The 19,429-nt window shown below is 54.9% G+C and carries 7 protein-coding genes (1 of these 7 only partly in view); 6 read left to right on the top strand and 1 reads right to left on the bottom strand.

Features of this window, described 5'->3' with window-relative positions; genetic code table 11:
• Nucleotides 1–3 precede the first annotated feature (3 nt).
• The 6 genes from LY254_RS04150 (at nt 4) to LY254_RS04125 (ending at nt 4,562) form a co-directional block, all read left to right on the top strand.
• Nucleotides 4–1,176, top strand: a complete 1,173-nt coding sequence (locus tag LY254_RS04150; protein ID WP_247479108.1) for an HlyD family efflux transporter periplasmic adaptor subunit — start codon at nt 4–6, stop codon at nt 1,174–1,176.
• A 77-nt stretch (nt 1,177–1,253) separates the two neighbouring features.
• Nucleotides 1,254–1,544 carry a hypothetical protein gene (locus LY254_RS04145; protein WP_247479100.1) on the top strand — a complete coding sequence of 97 codons (291 nt, stop codon included), beginning with the start codon at nt 1,254–1,256 and terminating at the stop codon, nt 1,542–1,544.
• 43 nt (nt 1,545–1,587) lie between these two features.
• Entirely contained in the window at nt 1,588–2,910 is a 1,323-nt protein-coding gene (locus LY254_RS04140) for a MotA/TolQ/ExbB proton channel family protein (RefSeq protein WP_247479098.1), read from the top strand.
• A gap of 3 nt (nt 2,911–2,913) precedes the next feature.
• Nucleotides 2,914–3,384, top strand: coding sequence for a hypothetical protein (locus LY254_RS04135; RefSeq protein ID WP_247479097.1), 471 nt, complete (start codon nt 2,914–2,916; stop codon nt 3,382–3,384).
• A complete protein-coding gene (locus tag LY254_RS04130; RefSeq protein WP_247479096.1) occupies nt 3,384–4,058 on the top strand; it encodes a hypothetical protein in 675 nt (224 codons plus the stop codon). Before LY254_RS04135 ends, LY254_RS04130 begins: the two co-directional genes overlap by 1 nt.
• Nucleotides 4,059–4,073: 15 nt before the next feature.
• Entirely contained in the window at nt 4,074–4,562 is a 489-nt protein-coding gene (locus LY254_RS04125; RefSeq protein ID WP_247479095.1) for a hypothetical protein, read from the top strand.
• A 38-nt stretch (nt 4,563–4,600) separates the two neighbouring features.
• On the opposite strand, the gene LY254_RS04120 is transcribed toward LY254_RS04125, so the two are convergent.
• A protein-coding gene (locus LY254_RS04120) for a tandem-95 repeat protein (RefSeq protein ID WP_247479093.1) crosses the window boundary here: on the bottom strand, nt 4,601–19,429 show its final stretch. The gene runs 17,421 nt beyond the window's last position; the window shows 14,829 of its 32,250 coding nt (coding positions 17,422–32,250); its start codon lies beyond the right edge, outside the window; the stop codon is at nt 4,601–4,603.

The following is a 19,429-nucleotide window of genomic DNA, read 5'->3' as shown; positions in this document are numbered from 1 at the left end:
GTGATGGATCAGAAGCCCCCCTCGAAGTCCAATCTTGTGAAGGCCAATATGTCGGCCCTGGTGGTCAGGCCGATGGACCCTCAGGAGGTCCGTCTGCGTCCGGCACCGGTCTGGAGCCGCGCCTTGGCCTGGACGATCATTGGCAGCGCCTCCTTTGGTTTCGTCTTCGCCTGCTTCGCCAAGATTGATGAGGTGGTGCTGGCCCAAGGGGAGCTGCAGCCCCTCGGTGCGGAACGCCCGCTTAAGGCGCCATTCGCGGGGGTCGTGAAGGACATCCTGGTGAAGGAAGGCCAGAAGGTCAGCTCTGGTGAAGCGCTGATTCGCCTCGATGCGGAGGTCTCCAAAAAGCGGGCGGAGACCCTCGAGAAACAGCTCAAACTCGAGACCACCCGCTTTAACGAAGAGAGCCGCTCGATCCAGTCCCGCGAGCAGAGTTTGCGGGAGCGGATGAATGGTTTGGGCCGTGCCCTCTCCACTGAAAAGGAGATCTACAACAACATCGTTCCCTTGGCGCGTGAAGGGGGGATCCAGCGGATGCAGGTGCTTCAGCAGCGCAACCGGGTTGAGCAGTTGGAATCGGAGATTGCCCAGGCCCGGGCCAACCTCCAGGAGGTGCAAGCCCAGCTGCTGAAGATGAAGCAGGAGTCTTTGCGGGAGCTGGCGGATCTGGAGCGTCAGCTGGTGGAGGTTCAGGACACCCAGAACAAAGAGGTGCTGCGGGCCCCCCTTGATGGCGTGGTCTATGGCTTGGTCCCCTCAAGCCCGGGCTACGCCGCGGCGGCTGGCGAGACCTTGGTGAAGGTGGTTCCGGGCGGGATTCTTGAGGCGAAGGTCTATGTGACCAACCGCGATGTGGGCTTCTTGAACAAGGGAATGGCGGCCCAAGTCCGCGTCGATGCTTTCCCCTACACCCAGTTCGGGTCGATCGATGGGAAGCTCAAATCCGTTGGCACCTTGCCGCTGGAGCCGGACCAGCAGAACCCCCAGCCCCGCTTCCCGGCCTACATCAGTCTCGATCGCGATTACCTCACCAAGGGGCGCGATCGCTACGAGATCAGTGCAGGCCAGAGCGTTCAGGCCAACTTGGTCCTGCGCGACAAGCGGGTGATCACCCTGCTCACCGATGCGGTGCAGAAGGCCTTCGATTCCCTGCGCAGCATCCGCTCATCGAAATGACCCAGCCGCTCCCCTTTTTGGTGCACGGCCCTTAGCGCTCTGTGCAGCACTCCTCTCTCACCTCATCCGCCTCTCCCATGACCACTGGTTCCACTGATCTCAACAGCCGCGTTGATGAATTTCTGCGCTGGTTCCAGGCCCTCGAGGCCAAGGACCAGGAGGAGTTGATGGGCCTGGTGTACAACGAGCACAAGGTGCGCGACGTCGTCCGCTCCTTCTCAGCAATGCCCGTTGAGCAGCGCAAGGCCGTGTTCCAACGCCTGGGCTTGCCGAACGATCTGCTGACCCGCATCCCGCCCCCGGCCAGCGCTGGTGTGGGTGATGTGGAGGTCGAGTGGCAGGAGTGGGACAACACCCGCTCTGCCTGACCCGTCTTTGACCTGAATTCCCCGAACCTTTGAGTCCCCGCTCGTGGTCGCTAATTTCCCGCCCTTAACCCAAACCAACACCAGCGTTGCCGCCACACCCACGGTCAGCCTGGGCCTGGGCAATGACCTGGATCCCAAGCTGCTGCGCTGGCTGGTGCCGGGCGGGATTGGGGGCTTCTTGCTCTGGGCCATCGCCACGCCCCAGGGGATGCCCTTCCACGATTTTCTGCATCAACGGGGCCCCACCCAGGTCTTCGTGCTGGCGATGGGCGGGATGTTGCTGGCCTTCATCATCAATAAATGGCGGATCCTTCAACGCGAGAAGAAGGCCTATCTGGCCTTTGATCTCTCGATTGCCCAGGCGATCCGTAGTGGCGACCTCGATGCCTTGACCAACCAAGCGGAGCGCTCGGCCTCGCTGGTCGGCAAGCGTTTGCTGCGGCTGCTGGATGTTTGGCGCAGTACCGGTTCCTCGTTCCAGTTGGAGCGCTCGGCCGATTCCGACGTGGAGCTCTATGAGCTCTCGAGTCAATCCAGCTTCAGTCTGCCGAAAGTGCTGCTCTGGGCGATTCCGTTGCTGGGCTTCATCGGCACCGTGATCGGGATGTCCTCGGCCGTTGGTTCCTTTGATGCGGTGCTCAGCAATGCCGACAACGTCGATGGTTTGAAGAATGGCTTGACCAAGGTGACCTCGGGTCTGGGTACGGCATTCGACACCACCTATTTGGCTCTGGTGGTCTCGGTGATCTTCACCTTCCCGCTCAATGCCTGTGAGCGCCTGGAGGATCGCCTGCTCAGCCAAATCGATGGCGAAGTGCGCGAAGCCGTGATGGCCCTCAGCCCCACAGGCGATGGCGAGATCCCCGATGGCCCCGAAGCAACGGGGACGAAGCAGCAACCCCAAGCTGAAGCGATTGAGCAGCTGACCGGGCTCGCCTCAGAAGACCTGGGTGCGTTGATCAGTGATGCGTTTGAGAAGCACCTGCCGGATCCTTCGGTTCTTGTGGAGCCGGCCCAGGCCTACGCGAATCAGCTGACGGAGGCGACGCTGGAGAAGCTCTCCCCGCTCACCAATCTTGTACGTGATTCGGTTGAGGGCGTGGCCGAGGCGCGGCTGAGCCTGCAGGACCAAGCGGATGTGATCCGGGGCAGCATGGATGGTCTCTCCCAGGAGCTCAATCAATCCCTGCGGGCACTCGAACCTGTGTTGAGCCGACTCGAGCGGCTGTCCACCGGCAGCTACACAGAGGCGGAGCGGGTGGATCAGGTGCAGGCGCTGGTGGAACTGCGCCGCTCGATTGAAACCCTGAACGCCAGCGTGGCCCGGCTGGAACCGGCCCGCCGGCGCTGGTTTGGCCGGGGTTGATTCATGGGGCGCCGCAGGGGAAAAAAGAATGACGAGGGAGTGGATCTCTTCTCCTTCCTCAACATCATGGCCGCCACGATTGGCGTGCAGTCCCTGCTGATTGTGATCTGCGCGCTGCAGATCAAGCCCGGCGTTCAGGCGATTCAATTGCTCCCCGCGGGGGGAGAAGGAAAAGGCAAAGAAGCGAATTACATCCTTTGTGAGGGCGGCGGCAAGGTCGAGGTGATCGGCCAAGGACAGCGCCGGACTTGGAATCTCAAAGACCAGGGTCTCGAGCAGTTCCTCGATGCCATCGCCAAGAACTCCAAGCCCCAGTACTTGGTGATCGGCGTGCGTCCCAGTGCCTTCCGCGACTTTGAGTCCATCCGCTCCAAGGCCGAGGCTCGACGCCTCTCGATTGGCTATGAGCCCCTCGAGGCTGGCTTGAAAGTGCAGCTGCCGGTAGGGATGCCCGCAGTAGAGGGAGCCGGTTAATGGGTCAGCGTTCCCTCCTGCTGAGACGCCGTAGCCGCCGTGGTGGCGGAGGAGTTACTAGCGACAGCAGTGACGGCCTGATGGACATCCTCTCCAACGTGGTGGGGGTGATGGCGCTGATTGGTTCTTTGACCGGCATCTTCGCCACCTCGAGTGCCCTGAACATTCAGGCGCCAATGCAGCAAAAAAGCTCCCGCAACTTCGTGCTGCTGCAAGCAGCGAAGGAGGGTCTGTGGGATTTGCAACCTGCGGTGGAGCAGATGGTGAAGCTCGACCGGCAGCGGGCGGGTGAAGTCAACCGCTGCGAACAACTGCTGCCGCCAGAGAAGGAAGCTTGTGATCGGGAATTGGATGGCTGGAAGCGCGAGGCCCAAGTCGGACCGATCGGCATGAGCGTGAGCCATGCCAATGGCCTGATTCGCCGCAATGGTCCGCCGACGGTCCTGGCGGCTGATCTCAAAAAGAAAGAAGGTTGGCTGGATCAAACGATGCAGCGTTTGGCCAAGGAGAAAAAAGCGGTGTTTGTTGTGCTGGAGAACGATGGCTTTGAGGCCTACCGAGCCATCAAGAACAAGGCGCTGGAGTACAAGGTGCCGATCGGTTGGGAGCCTTGGTACAAGGACGACCCGATCTATTTCTGGGGCAATTCCGGCCGCAACCTCACGGTTCAGTAGGGAGCTGATGACCGCATGACAATCATTCCATTTCGGCGTCTGGCCTGCTCATTTGGAGCGTTGGCTTTGTTGTGTGGTGCTGCGGCCCTCCGTGCTAGTGCGGCCCCCCAATGGCCGGCTGATTGGCTGCCCTTGGTGAAGGCCTTGCAGCAGGCGGGTTATCAAGTGCGTTTTGAAAAGCCGCCGATTCAGGGGGCCTATGGCGCAACGAACTCCCGCAAAAAGATCATTTGGGTGGCACCGATTGCAGTGGACTTGGGCATTGGCCGCCAAACCTTGATTCATGAGGCCGTCCATGGAGCCCAGGGCTGCAAGACAGGGAAGCTGGAGACCATCGGCTGGCCAACGTCGATGGTGAATGCCGTTGACCGCGAGGTGGCTGGAATCCTCTACCGCAACTATGCCCACGCCAAGTTCGACGTGGAGCGTGAGGCATTCGCGATGCAGGGCAACCCCAAGGCATTCCCGCTGATCATTGCGGCCTTAAAAGAACGCTGCCGCTAAGGACTGAGGGGGGGCTGGGTGCAGCCCCCGCTGTGGTCCTAGGCCGCTTTGCCGGTTTGGCTCCAGCCCATGGCGACGCTGAGCTCAATCAGGCCGGCCATGTTGGCCTGCTCTGCCGGCATGGCACCGGCATAAGCGGTGATCTGCTGCAGCATCTGGCCGTAGACCGGGCTGGTCTCCGGCAGGGTGCTGGAGGGTTTGTTGAGCCAGTTCTGCAGGGCCTCCAGTTCGGTGGCGCTGCAGGAGGAGAGGCTGCTCGTGAGGTCCTGGGTATTCAGCAGTTGGGTCTGCTTGGCCATGTTCTTGAGTAGCGCGGCTTGGCCCTTGAGCTTGGGACCAAGCAGCAGCAGGTCGGCATTGGGGGCGCCCAGCTTGGCGATCAACTGCTTCATGGCGTAGTCGATCTGGGTCTGGCTGCCTGCGGCATCGACACGGACATCTGCCGGCAGATCCTGCTGGGCTAACACTTCCATGCCGCCCAAGCCGACGCGGGTGGCCATCAGGCGCTCGCCGCCATTGGGCATCTTCATGACGAAGACCGAGAGTAGGTTCTGCTCGGGAATGACGGCATTGACACCACCCCGCTTCATGACGCGGTTGACCAATCCGCGGAAGCCCTTTTTACCGGTTTCAACGGCCTTGGGTGCATAGAGCACGTAGAGGACGCCGGCACCGAGGGCGAGGGCATCGAGCAGGTTGGTGCCCATGACCGAACCCTCGCTGAGGTTCTTGAGCAGGGTGGAGCTGGTCTTGAGTTCATCGGCGCCGCTGGCGAGTTGATCGACCAGGGGCTGCAGAAGTAGACCGCGCTTGCGTTGGGTTTTTGGTGATTGGTCTTCTCCAAGGGCAGCTTCACCACCAGTACCGGCGCCTTGGCCTTCAGCGTTTTGACCTTTGTTGGACTCGGAGTTTCCTTCTCCCTCCCCCTCTGCAAAGGCGGTGAGGGCCTGGGTGAGGGTCATGGCTTCCTCGCCGGAGCCACTGGAGTTGTTGACGCCTTGACCTGAACCTTCTCCATAGCCCGTGCCGACACCATCTCCGACAGACATGGCATCGAGATCTTCTCCACGGGCATCAATTCCAAGGCCTGGTGCATTGCCTGGATCGTCATATCCAACACCTGAAGAATCAGGCTTCAGATCAACAAGTTCTGGTTTGTAAGGGATAGAAACTGTCTGAGTCGTTGTTACCTGTGTTACCTGTTGTGTAATCGTTGAGGCTTTGACCGGATTGGAAATCGCTGCACGTCCAGCTAGGACTTCGGCTTCGCTACCGGTTGCTTTTGCGGTACCGAAGGGGTCAATAATTGTCCCAGCAGTTGGATCCTTGTCGCCGAACCTATTGTCAGTAAAACGAAGCCTTAGACCAATAACTCTAAGTGTTCCGATCTCACCTAGTTGATTGATGTCTGTACTTGCAGTCCACACACCATTGGAGAAGTTGGCGTAGAGGTATTCTCCACCATCGCCTGTCGCGACTCCAAATTCATTGACACGGCGTGTGAAGTCGTACCAGCCGGCTTTGGTAATGATGTTGCCGTCTAAATCAATCAGCGGTTCGCCATCGCCGAAGATATTTGGGTTCTCATTGGTTTTGTTCCAGCTGAACTCTCTTTCACCAACTTCTCCATCTCCAGCAGTTGCCCCATACTTCAGCAGGTCTGCTTCTGAGACATATTTCAGGACAGTGTCAACTGAGTCAGGGTCGTATCCAACTTTGTCCGGGCTTATACCGCTTGAGGCGGTAAAGGTAAATGCTCCGGTGTTTTTGTCGAAGTCGATTTCGCCGGCTGTGTAATTCATCAAATAGGACATCTGAGTACCAGCTTCGGCCAGATTTTCATCGTAATCGTCGGGAATGGTGATAGTGAACCGATTGGCCGTCGGGTTTTCAGTGTTGTAGTAGTACGTCTCGCCATTAAGAATATATGAGCCATCCATTGATCCGATATAGGAGTCTCCATCCTTGTCTGTTGCTGAGTAGATAGCTGTGTCGGCGCGCGTGATTGTTGCAGGATTGCTCCCATCCAATGAAATTGCTTTCGGTTGGAACTTCCGTGAGTTGATGAGCACTAGTGCAATATCTTCCCGGCTCACATTTTCCTTGAATAGAACATATTCTTCTCCTATGGTAGTGATAGGAGTGCCATTGGCATCTTTGAGGGCGTTGTCACCTTCTCCCAAAGTAATGACATTTCCGGAGATGCTACTGATGGTCACCCAGTTCTTAGCGTAGTGAGCGCGGATTTCATCCTCGTTGAATGTAACTGAATACTTGAAATCCTCTTCTAGCTGTTCTTGAAGTGCTACCACCCTGTCTAGTTCTTCTGGGTTGTCTGCGAAGCTAAGGGCGACGTTGTCCAGCGTCTGAGCTAGTTCAAGTATTTCAGCAGCCTTCCCACTGTCTTCTATCTTTGTTGCAGCAATAACCAGGCTATCAAGTGAATTAAGGTATGCAGCACTGTTCGACACGCTTGCCAACTCGTTTGAATTCTCGCTTACACCAAGAGACTTACTTTGTAGCTCTGACAGAACAAGTCGCTTGGCATCGTCGTTATCTAGGGAGGTAATGGCTCCGCTGTTAATTGCAGTGTTAACGCTGAGGTTGCTTAGTCCTGCTTGAACTTTCAGTGCTTGGATGCTCAAATATTCATCTTTTAGAGTAAGGGCTCTAGCTTTCTCGTCAGCTGGAAGGTCGTCCAAATCCCCGTCAGCGAGTGAAGAATACTTTTTGCCATCAACAATAGTCCGGGTTGCGAGTTTGAGAGCTTCCGTGTTTCCGACACTCGCTGCCTTGTCAGCAAGCTTTGAGAGCCTAGTTAATTGATCTGGTGTGTACGAGACTCCCTCAGGAAGGGATCCCAGCGATTGAGCGATTCCGGCGAGCTTCGATTCCTTGACCCCGTCAAGAAGGTTGAAAATCTGTGGGTCTTGATCAGATATAGAGGATAGAAGCGAGCCTGACTTGAGCGATGCAATCGTGGCGCGTAACGCAACGGATGAGGCAGAGAACTGGAGGTACTGCTCATCTGTACTAAATGAACCTGATGCGATAAGTCTAATCTTATCTACGGCACTAGTGATAACATTTTCGGATAGCCCATCAGAATTAACTGCATTACTAAAGCCCTCGATCGTGACATTTGCAATCGCAGAGAATGTGCTTTCGATAGTTTTGTTTTGGGAATCGTTAAGTTGTGCGGAGATGAACTCCTTTTCCTCGGAATTGAAGATAGTGTCTAACGGACTATTCGCAAGGCTTATCGCATCAACTGCTGAAAGATCATCCAAGCTCGTTTCTTCTCGCAGTCCTTCTTCGTTGAGATAGACAATATTGAACCAACCAATATCATTGAGATACTCGACTTCGTTGGCTGCGTAATTAGCGTAGCTCGGAGCTTTCTTTAGAGCTGTAATGGCTTCATCATTGGTGAGGCCTGCTGCCGCAACAACTGGTTTGATCGCCCAATAGCGATCGTCTCCCAGTATTTCCTCGAAGTTGACTTTGTATTGGGCTTCTTTGAAGGCTTCGGCGGCCGATTTTGGAGCCCCCGTGACGGATAGTTTAATTGTTGCCTCAGTTGACCAGTTTGTTCCATCGTTGACCATGAACGACAAGGTAGAGCTCAGGCCAATAGCAGTATTCTTAGCCTCAAAATACAGCCTGTTGTTGACTAATATATCACGACTGACAGTAACGTAAGTCTTTTCTCCTATCTTTTCGGTCGGGAGACTTTGTGATCCCTCCACACTGAATGCCTTGCTGCTCGATTGCAACAAACCAACTGACGCATTTGGAATCTCAATCCGAACTCCTTGGATGGGATCCCCCTCGATGTCCTGATAACCAAAAGCATTCGTACTTAAGAACTGCGCCGTGCCGGCAACCACAGATGCGTCATAGGAATTATTGGGCAGTGAGATTGTTGGGGAATCATTGTCTGCTGCTATGACAACAAACTTTGAACCGAAAGTCTTCGCTCCAGCGTTATCACTTATCTCAAAGTCAACTTGTGTTGTGCCATTGAAGTTCTCGTCTGGGCTAAAGATGTAGCTCCCTATCGCCTGGATTGGCCCCTCCAGGTCTGAAGTGAATGTCGCAATTGGGGTGGAGTCAGTTCCAGTGAGATTGATGGTGAAAGAGTTTTGATCTGTTGCGCCTTGATCATCAGTGACGCTGTAGCTGACAGTGATCGTTTGAGAGTCGTCTTTTTCGATGCTGTCGTAGGCGGCATTTGTTGGGTCGAATGACCATGAACCATCGGAATTGATCGAGAGACCTGGTATTTCAGCGCTGATCAGTGAGAAGTCGGGGGTGCCGGAGGCATCGACGTCAGAGGATGTGAGTTGACCAGAGTAAGAAGCAACCTGGATTGTGCCATTGGGACTTGACGGAATGGCAGTAATTTCGAGATTTAGACTTAGGTCTGCGAGTCCATCAGCAGCATTGTCTGGATCTATGAAACCTTTAATGAGGTCAACATCTGTGAATGTAAATGGAGTGTCTTCCTGAGCATCGTTCTTCATGACTAACCCACCATCGGGTAATGCTCCAAGTTCTGGAGCATCATTGACTGCTTCAATGAAGAGAGTTGTCTCAGCGGTGACTCCTCCTCCATTATTGTCGGTAACTATATATTCAATCTTGATTAGTCCTTCTACATCCTTAAAGGGGCTGAAAACGAATGTGTTGCCAATCCTTTCGAAAGTGCCAGCGACGTCGCCGTTTTGTTTGTATGCATTAAGTCCCTTGACTTCTAGAGATTCACTCGTCCCTCCTGCGTAGTCATAATCCTCAAATGGAGATGTTAGCAAATCGAGGTCAATTGTGTATGGATTCCCGTTTCTGCCTTGATCTTCGATTGCGTTATCCAGTAATTCAGTAAGTGAGTCCTCATCCGTCAAGTACGGATCATCATTCGTGCCCTCAACGGTTATTGTGAACGAGTTAGTGGCGACTAGCCCATCTGCATCAGTCGCTGAGTAGGTTACCTGAATAGTGAGTTCTTCGCCTGTAGGTAGAGAATTGTAAGCAGCGTTTCCTGGATCGAAGGACCAGGATCCATCTCCTTCGATTTGGAGGCCAGGCACTTCGAATATTTCGAGCTCATTGATTTGTGCGCTCTTAAATGCAAATATGGTTGTCTCTTCTTTGTTTGGAGCGTCTGTTGAGTAGTGGTCGACGTCGGTTGCCGTTAGCTTCCCGGTAAGTGTGCTGTTGCCCTCAGATGTGAATTGATTTGTCGTGTATGTGGCTATCGGAGCATCATTAACAGAAGCGAGATTGAAGGAGGCAGAGGTGGAGACGTTTGCACCAGCGGTGTCAGAGATGACGAAGTTGAGATTGACGGTGCCGTTGAAGTTGTTGTCAGGAGTGAAGGAGAAATTGTCACCGTTGCGGGTGAGAGTGCCGTTATTGGCGGTGACGCCAGCGAGAACGGTCAGCTGGTTTTGATTTTCAACGTCAGTGACGCCATTGAGGAGGTCAGCAGCGGTGAAGGTGTAGACGGTGTCCTCAGTACCTGTGGGAAGGACTTTGACCTGACCGGTGAGATCAGGAGCATCATTGACGGCAAGGATGCGGATGGTGATCGATTCTGTGATCGAGTTGATATCTCCGGACACAGTATTAGTTGGAGTGCCGTTATCGCTAATAGAGAAGGAGAAGGAGGAGTCCCCATCAGCGTTGGCCGTGGCAGTGAAGGTCAGACCACGGATCTCTTCCAGGGTGTAGGAGGAGTTAGCGGTAACAGCCGTTCCATCTGCAAGGGCGATTGTGCCTGTAGTGGGTAGCTCCTTGATGGTGTAGGTGAGAGTCTGAGCGTTTTCACCGGTGAGTTCGTCAGTTCCACCACCAGCGCTGTAGTTGAGATTGTTCAGGCGCAGAGAAGCAGTAGCTGAATCCTCGAGGAGGAAGAGGTCATTGACTGCACCTGCTGTACGAACCGGCGCATCGTTGATGGGAAGAACGGTGAACTGATTGGAAGCGAGTGTGTTACCACCTGCGCCATCAGAGACGAAGTAAGAGAGTTGAACAACACCGTTGACATTGTTGTCAGGGCGGAAGGTGTATGAGGAGCCGTCAGCACTACGAGTCAGTGAACCACTGATGGGGCTTGTCGGCGAGAGGCTCAGGCCCGAGATGGAGAGGGCTGTGTTGTCGACATCAGAGAAGCCAGCCAGGAGAGAAGCCGTGGTGATGGTGTAGGTGGAGTCTTCTACGGCGTTACCTAGCGAGGCCTTGAGATCAGGTTCAAGAACAGGAGCGTCATTGACAGCAATGAGGCTGAAGTTATTTGTAGCGCTGGTTTTATTGATTCCGTCAAAGACGTTGTAGGTGACGGTGAAGGTTCCATTGATATCGGCATCAGGTTGGAAGGACCAGCCCGTTGCGGTCGATGTCAAGACGCCAGCGTCATCACCATTGGAGTCAGTGATCGTGACATCAACGATGTCGAGGTTTGTGTTGTCGACATCAGTAAAGCCAGCAAGAAGCTGTGCTTTAGAGAAGGTGTAAGCGAGGTCTTCTGAGCCAGCGGCAAGGGTGGTTTGCGGTCCTGTGAGTCCCGGAGCGTCATTGACAGCAGCGAGATTGAAGGAGGCAGAGGTGGAGACGTTTGCACCAGCGGTGTCAGAGATGACGAAGTTGAGATTGACGGTGCCGTTGAAGTTGTTGTCAGGAGTGAAGGAGAAATTGTCACCGTTGCGGGTGAGAGTGCCGTTATTGGCGGTGACGCCAGCGAGAACGGTCAGCTGGTTTTGATTTTCAACGTCAGTGACGCCATTGAGGAGGTCAGCAGCGGTGAAGGTGTAGACGGTGTCCTCAGTACCTGTGGGAAGGACTTTGACCTGACCGGTGAGATCAGGAGCATCATTAACTCCCAGGATGTCGAATGTCGTTGTAGCTGTTGTTGTTCTGCTGCCATCCGTAATTCCATAGCGTAGTAACAGCTTTCCAAAGAAGTCTTGTACTGGCTTAATCGTGAATCCCGTGGTTTTGCCCGAAGCATCTGTTTCGAGCTCGAGTTGAGCTGACTGAGCAGCACTTGACTCAGAGCCTTCCGCATCAATGATCCTCAGCTCGGCTCCATTTGCGCTGATTTCGATGGGGTCGTTGTCCACGTCGCTGAAGCCGACCAGAAGCTGCTCAGCCGAAATGGTTAGGTCGAAGTCTTCCGTACCTGAGGCGATTCTCGCTTTCGAGCCTGTTAATGCAGGTGCGTCGTTGACGGCTGCCAAATCGAAGGAAATACGCTCGAACACTTTGCCCCCATTTTCGTCCTCAACGATGTACGTGATTTCTGTCGTTCCGTAGAAATTAGCGTCTGGGGTTAGCACCCAGAGGCGGTTGCCATTTTCGTCCTCCTGTTCTGCAAGCGTGCCATCCTTGGCGTCTAGGTTTGTGACCCGAAGCGTGTCATTCGCGTCGAGTTCATCGAACGCTGCTAAGAGATCCTCTTCCGTCAGTGTTAGCTGTACATCTTCTTCTCCACTTGTGATGGCAAGGCTGCTCCTGGATTTGATTGGGATGTCGTTGACGCCTCGAACGTTGATATTGATCTGTTGCTGGAGTGTCCCGTCGCCATCTGTGTTCGCTGAGTCAACAACCTCGAACTTGAAGGATGTATTTCCCTCTGCGTTCGGCAGTGCTTCAAATGCAAAGCTCTGAATATCACGAATGTCAGTGAATTCGTCGTTCAGCTCTGCGTATATTTCTTGGTTGTTCTGGGATGTGTACTTGATCTTGCCTATCTCTGCGTCCGGCAATTCAGTTATTACATACTTCAGAGCCTGAAGGTTTTCGTCATTTCCTCCGCCTTGGTCGTAGCTAATGCCCTCAAGCCCCAGGCTGGTAGTGCCAGAGTCTTCAAGCACGCTCAGGTTGGAGAGGTTCCCGGTAGCTAATACAGGTCTGTCGTTGACTGCTCTGATCTCAATAGTATTTGTCGCGAAGTAGTAGCCATTGTCCGTGTCAGTGATGACGTAGTTGATTTCTGCTATTCCATTGAAGTCTTTGTTGGGCGTGAATATCCAGCCCTCTTCGGTCTCTGATGTCTGCGCGACTGCCTCTAGTGATCCATTCGCGACCGTGATGCCTTGGATGGAAAGTGACTTACCTTCGATGTCCTCGAAGCCTGTTGTCAGCGAGCTAAGTGTAATCAGATACTGTTCATCTTCATTCCCTGGTGCGTATGACGTCTGGTTGACACCTTCCAGCCTGACTGGTCTGTCGTTAGTGCCGAGGACGTTGATGTTGAAGGACTGAACGTTTGAATTCAGGCCTTGATCATCTTGAGCGACGTAGTTAATAGTGAGGGACTGAGATTGTCCGTCTTGGAGAGAGTTGTAGGAGGGATTAGAGGGATCGAAGGAGAAGGAGCCGTCGGTATTGAGGGTCAGTCCGTCGATGGAGAAGGAATTACCGGAGGCATCTTGGATGTTTCCGGACGCATCAGAGAGGAAGAAGGTGGGGTTGAAAGAGGCATCGACATCAGAGGAGGAGAGCTGTCCTGAGATGGAGTTAGCGCCTTCTAGAGCGGAGAGATTGGTGGTGTAGGTGGCGGTAGGAGCGTCGTTGGTGCCTGTGAGAGTGATGGAGAAGGAGCCATTGGCGGAGGCGCCTTTGTCATCGGTGACGGCGTAGTCGACGTCGATGGTTTGTGTTTGACCGCCTTGGAGCTGGTTGTAGGCGGAGTTTGTGGGATCAAAGGTCCAGGAGCCATCGGCGCTGAGAGTCAGGCCTGGGATGGAACTACCGACGAGTGAGTAGACGGGAGCACCAGAGGCGTCGACATCAGAGGAGGTGAGTTGTCCGGAGACGGAGGCGCCGCCTTCTTGAGGAGCGAGGGCGTTGCCAGAGGCGTCGAGGACGTCAGCGGTTGTGTAGGTGGCAGTAGGAGCGTCGTTAGTGCCGAGGACGTTGATGTTGAAGGACTGAACGTTTGAATTCAGGCCTTGATCATCTTGAGCGACGTAGTTAATAGTGAGGGACTGAGATTGTCCGTCTTGGAGAGAGTTGTAGGAGGGATTAGAGGGATCGAAGGAGAAGGAGCCGTCGGTATTGAGGGTCAGTCCGTCGATGGAGAAGGAATTACCGGAGGCATCTTGGATGTTTCCGGACGCATCAGAGAGGAAGAAGGTGGGGTTGAAAGAGGCATCGACATCAGAGGAGGAGAGCTGTCCTGAGATGGAGTTAGCGCCTTCTAGAGCGGAGAGATTGGTGGTGTAGGTGGCGGTAGGAGCGTCGTTGGTGCCTGTGAGAGTGATGGAGAAGGAGCCATTGGCGGAGGCGCCTTTGTCATCGGTGACGGCGTAGTCGACGTCGATGGTTTGTGTTTGACCGCCTTGGAGCTGGTTGTAGGCGGAGTTTGTGGGATCAAAGGTCCAGGAGCCATCGGCGCTGAGAGTCAGGCCTGGGATGGAACTACCGACGAGTGAGTAGACGGGAGCACCAGAGGCGTCGACATCAGAGGAGGTGAGTTGTCCGGAGACGGAGGCGCCGCCTTCTTGAGGAGCGAGGGCGTTGCCAGAGGCGTCGAGGACGTCAGCGGTTGTGTAGGTGGCAGTAGGAGCGTCGTTAGTGCCGAGGACGTTGATGTTGAAGGACTGAACGTTTGAATTCAGGCCTTGATCATCTTGAGCGACGTAGTTAATAGTGAGGGACTGAGATTGTCCGTCTTGGAGAGAGTTGTAGGAGGGATTAGAGGGATCGAAGGAGAAGGAGCCGTCGGTATTGAGGGTCAGTCCGTCGATGGAGAAGGAATTACCGGAGGCATCTTGGATGTTTCCGGACGCATCAGAGAGGAAGAAGGTGGGGTTGAAAGAGGCATCGACATCAGAGGAGGAGAGCTGTCCTGAGATGGAGTTAGCGCCTTCTAGAGCGGAGAGATTGGTGGTGTAGGTGGCGGTAGGAGCGTCGTTGGTGCCTGTGAGAGTGATGGAGAAGGAGCCATTGGCGGAGGCGCCTTTGTCATCGGTGACGGCGTAGTCGACGTCGATGGTTTGTGTTTGACCGCCTTGGAGCTGGTTGTAGGCGGAGTTTGTGGGATCAAAGGTCCAGGAGCCATCGGCGCTGAGAGTCAGGCCTGGGATGGAACTACCGACGAGTGAGTAGACGGGAGCACCAGAGGCGTCGACATCAGAGGAGGTGAGTTGTCCGGAGACGGAGGCGCCGCCTTCTTGAGGAGCGAGGGCGTTGCCAGAGGCGTCGAGGACGTCAGCGGTTGTGTAGGTGGCAGTAGGAGCGTCGTTAGTGCCGAGGACGTTGATGTTGAAGGACTGAACGTTTGAATTCAGGCCTTGATCATCTTGAGCGACGTAGTTAATAGTGAGGGACTGAGATTGTCCGTCTTGGAGAGAGTTGTAGGAGGGATTAGAGGGATCGAAGGAGAAGGAGCCGTCGGTATTGAGGGTCAGTCCGTCGATGGAGAAGGAATTACCGGAGGCATCTTGGATGTTTCCGGACGCATCAGAGAGGAAGAAGGTGGGGTTGAAAGAGGCATCGACATCAGAGGAGGAGAGCTGTCCTGAGATGGAGTTAGCGCCTTCTAGAGCGGAGAGATTGGTGGTGTAGGTGGCGGTAGGAGCGTCGTTGGTGCCTGTGAGAGTGATGGAGAAGGAGCCATTGGCGGAGGCGCCTTTGTCATCGGTGACGGCGTAGTCGACGTCGATGGTTTGTGTTTGACCGCCTTGGAGCTGGTTGTAGGCGGAGTTTGTGGGATCAAAGGTCCAGGAGCCATCGGCGCTGAGAGTCAGGCCTGGGATGGAACTACCGACGAGTGAGTAGACGGGAGCACCAGAGGCGTCGACATCAGAGGAGGTGAGTTGTCCGGAGACGGAGGCGCCGCCTTCTTGAGGAGCGAGGGCGTTGCCAGAGGCGTCGAGGACGTCAGCGGTTGTGTAGGTGGCAGTAGGAGCGTCGTTAGTGCCGAGGACGTTGATGTTGAAGGACTGAACGTTTGAATTCAGGCCTTGATCATCTTGAGCGACGTAGTTAATAGTGAGGGACTGAGATTGTCCGTCTTGGAGAGAGTTGTAGGAGGGATTAGAGGGATCGAAGGAGAAGGAGCCGTCGGTATTGAGGGTCAGTCCGTCGATGGAGAAGGAATTACCGGAGGCATCTTGGATGTTTCCGGACGCATCAGAGAGGAAGAAGGTGGGGTTGAAAGAGGCATCGACATCAGAGGAGGAGAGCTGTCCTGAGATGGAGTTAGCGCCTTCTAGAGCGGAGAGATTGGTGGTGTAGGTGGCGGTAGGAGCGTCGTTGGTGCCTGTGAGAGTGATGGAGAAGGAGCCATTGGCGGAGGCGCCTTTGTCATCGGTGACGGCGTAGTCGACGTCGATGGTTTGTGTTTGACCGCCTTGGAGCTGGTTGTAGGCGGAGTTTGTGGGATCAAAGGTCCAGGAGCCATCGGCGCTGAGAGTCAGGCCTGGGATGGAACTACCGACGAGTGAGTAGACGGGAGCACCAGAGGCGTCGACATCAGAGGAGGTGAGTTGTCCGGAGACGGAGGCGCCGCCTTCTTGAGGAGCGAGGGCGTTGCCAGAGGCGTCGAGGACGTCAGCGGTTGTGTAGGTGGCAGTAGGAGCGTCGTTAGTGCCGAGGACGTTGATGTTGAAGGACTGAACGTTTGAATTCAGGCCTTGATCATCTTGAGCGACGTAGTTAATAGTGAGGGACTGAGATTGTCCGTCTTGGAGAGAGTTGTAGGAGGGATTAGAGGGATCGAAGGAGAAGGAGCCGTCGGTATTGAGGGTCAGTCCGTCGATGGAGAAGGAATTACCGGAGGCATCTTGGATGTTTCCGGACGCATCAGAGAGGAAGAAGGTGGGGTTGAAAGAGGCATCGACATCAGAGGAGGAGAGCTGTCCTGAGATGGAGTTAGCGCCTTCTAGAGCGGAGAGATTGGTGGTGTAGGTGGCGGTAGGAGCGTCGTTGGTGCCTGTGAGAGTGATGGAGAAGGAGCCATTGGCGGAGGCGCCTTTGTCATCGGTGACGGCGTAGTCGACGTCGATGGTTTGTGTTTGACCGCCTTGGAGCTGGTTGTAGGCGGAGTTTGTGGGATCAAAGGTCCAGGAGCCATCGGCGCTGAGAGTCAGGCCTGGGATGGAACTACCGACGAGTGAGTAGACGGGAGCACCAGAGGCGTCGACATCAGAGGAGGTGAGTTGTCCGGAGACGGAGGCGCCGCCTTCTTGAGGAGCGAGGGCGTTGCCAGAGGCGTCGAGGACGTCAGCGGTTGTGTAGGTGGCAGTAGGAGCGTCGTTAGTGCCGAGGACGTTGATGTTGAAGGACTGAACGTTTGAATTCAGGCCTTGATCATCTTGAGCGACGTAGTTAATAGTGAGGGACTGAGATTGTCCGTCTTGGAGAGAGTTGTAGGAGGGATTAGAGGGATCGAAGGAGAAGGAGCCGTCGGTATTGAGGGTCAGTCCGTCGATGGAGAAGGAATTACCGGAGGCATCTTGGATGTTTCCGGACGCATCAGAGAGGAAGAAGGTGGGGTTGAAAGAGGCATCGACATCAGAGGAGGAGAGCTGTCCTGAGATGGAGTTAGCGCCTTCTAGAGCGGAGAGATTGGTGGTGTAGGTGGCGGTAGGAGCGTCGTTGGTGCCTGTGAGAGTGATGGAGAAGGAGCCATTGGCGGAGGCGCCTTTGTCATCGGTGACGGCGTAGTCGACGTCGATGGTTTGTGTTTGACCGCCTTGGAGCTGGTTGTAGGCGGAGTTTGTGGGATCAAAGGTCCAGGAGCCATCGGCGCTGAGAGTCAGGCCTGGGATGGAACTACCGACGAGTGAGTAGACGGGAGCACCAGAGGCGTCGACATCAGAGGAGGTGAGTTGTCCGGAGACGGAGGCGCCGCCTTCTTGAGGAGCGAGGGCGTTGCCAGAGGCGTCGAGGACGTCAGCGGTTGTGTAGGTGGCAGTAGGAGCGTCGTTAGTGCCGAGGACGTTGATGTTGAAGGACTGAACGTTTGAATTCAGGCCTTGATCATCTTGAGCGACGTAGTTAATAGTGAGGGACTGAGATTGTCCGTCTTGGAGAGAGTTGTAGGAGGGATTAGAGGGATCGAAGGAGAAGGAGCCGTCGGTATTGAGGGTCAGTCCGTCGATGGAGAAGGAATTACCGGAGGCATCTTGGATGTTTCCGGACGCATCAGAGAGGAAGAAGGTGGGGTTGAAAGAGGCATCGACATCAGAGGAGGAGAGCTGTCCTGAGATGGAGTTAGCGCCTTCTAGAGCGGAGAGATTGGTGGTGTAGGTGGCGGTAGGAGCGTCGTTGGTGCCTGTGAGAGTGATGGAGAAGGAGCCATTGGCGGAGGCGCCTTTGTCATCGGTGACGGCGTAGTCGACGTCGATGGTTTGTGTTTGACCGCCTTGGAGCTGGTTGTAGGCGGAGTTTGTGGGATCAAAGGTCCAGGAGCCATCGGCGCTGAGAGTCAGGCCTGGGATGGAACTACCGACGAGTGAGTAGACGGGAGCACCAGAGGCGTCGACATCAGAGGAGGTGAGTTGTCCGGAGACGGAGGCGCCGCCTTCTTGAGGAGCGAGGGCGTTGCCAGAGGCGTCGAGGACGTCAGCGGTTGTGTAGGTGGCAGTAGGAGCGTCGTTAGTGCCGAGGACGTTGATGTTGAAGGACTGAACGTTTGAATTCAGGCCTTGATCATCTTGAGCGACGTAGTTAATAGTGAGGGACTGAGATTGTCCGTCTTGGAGAGAGTTGTAGGAGGGATTAGAGGGATCGAAGGAGAAGGAGCCGTCGGTATTGAGGGTCAGTCCGTCGATGGAGAAGGAATTACCGGAGGCATCTTGGATGTTTCCGGACGCATCAGAGAGGAAGAAGGTGGGGTTGAAAGAGGCATCGACATCAGAGGAGGAGAGCTGTCCTGAGATGGAGTTAGCGCCTTCTAGAGCGGAGAGATTGGTGGTGTAGGTGGCGGTAGGAGCGTCGTTGGTGCCTGTGAGAGTGATGGAGAAGGAGCCATTGGCGGAGGCGCCTTTGTCATCGGTGACGGCGTAGTCGACGTCGATGGTTTGTGTTTGACCGCCTTGGAGCTGGTTGTAGGCGGAGTTTGTGGGATCAAAGGTCCAGGAGCCATCGGCGCTGAGAGTCAGGCCTGGGATGGAACTACCGACGAGTGAGTAGACGGGAGCACCAGAGGCGTCGACATCAGAGGAGGTGAGTTGTCCGGAGACGGAGGCGCCGCCTTCTTGAGGAGCGAGGGCGTTGCCAGAGGCGTCGAGGACGTCAGCGGTTGTGTAGGTGGCAGTAGGAGCGTCGTTAGTGCCGAGGACGTTGATGTTGAAGGACTGAACGTTTGAATTCAGGCCTTGATCATCTTGAGCGACGTAGTTAATAGTGAGGGACTGAGATTGTCCGTCTTGGAGAGAGTTGTAGGAGGGATTAGAGGGATCGAAGGAGAAGGAGCCGTCGGTATTGAGGGTCAGTCCGTCGATGGAGAAGGAATTACCGGAGGCATCTTGGATGTTTCCGGACGCATCAGAGAGGAAGAAGGTGGGGTTGCCAGAGGCATCGACATCAGAGGAGGAGAGCTGTCCTGAGATGGAGTTAGCGCCTTCTAGAGCGGAGAGATTGGTGGTGTAGGTGGCGGTAGGAGCGTCGTTGGTGCCTGTAATCTCAAAGGTCAACTCCTGGATGGAAGACGCACCATGGATATCGCTAACACGTACATAGGCTTTGAACGTGGATGTCTCGCCATCTCTTATTGACTGGAAGCTACTGGTGGTTGTGTCTAGCGACCATTCGCCAGATTCTTCGATCGTGAACCCATTCAGTGGGGTTCCTATCTGCGAATACTTCAGCCCAGCGGCTTTATTCGTATCCTGAGCTAATAGTTTTCCTTGGAT

The sequence above is a fragment of the Synechococcus sp. NB0720_010 genome (assembly GCF_023078835.1).
GTDB lineage: Bacteria > Cyanobacteriota > Cyanobacteriia > PCC-6307 > Cyanobiaceae > Vulcanococcus.
This window is presented reverse-complemented; position numbering and strand designations above follow the sequence as displayed.

Excerpts from the sequence above, each read along its gene's own strand:
- LY254_RS04150 (WP_247479108.1), top strand. The coding sequence starts at position 4 with ATGGATCAGAAGCCCCCCTCGAAGTCCAATCTTGTGAAGGCCAATATG.
- LY254_RS04130 (WP_247479096.1), top strand. The coding sequence starts at position 3,384 with ATGGGTCAGCGTTCCCTCCTGCTGAGACGCCGTAGCCGCCGTGGTGGC.
- LY254_RS04125 (WP_247479095.1), top strand. The coding sequence starts at position 4,074 with ATGACAATCATTCCATTTCGGCGTCTGGCCTGCTCATTTGGAGCGTTG.
- LY254_RS04135 (WP_247479097.1), top strand. The coding sequence starts at position 2,914 with ATGGGGCGCCGCAGGGGAAAAAAGAATGACGAGGGAGTGGATCTCTTC.
- LY254_RS04145 (WP_247479100.1), top strand. The coding sequence starts at position 1,254 with ATGACCACTGGTTCCACTGATCTCAACAGCCGCGTTGATGAATTTCTG.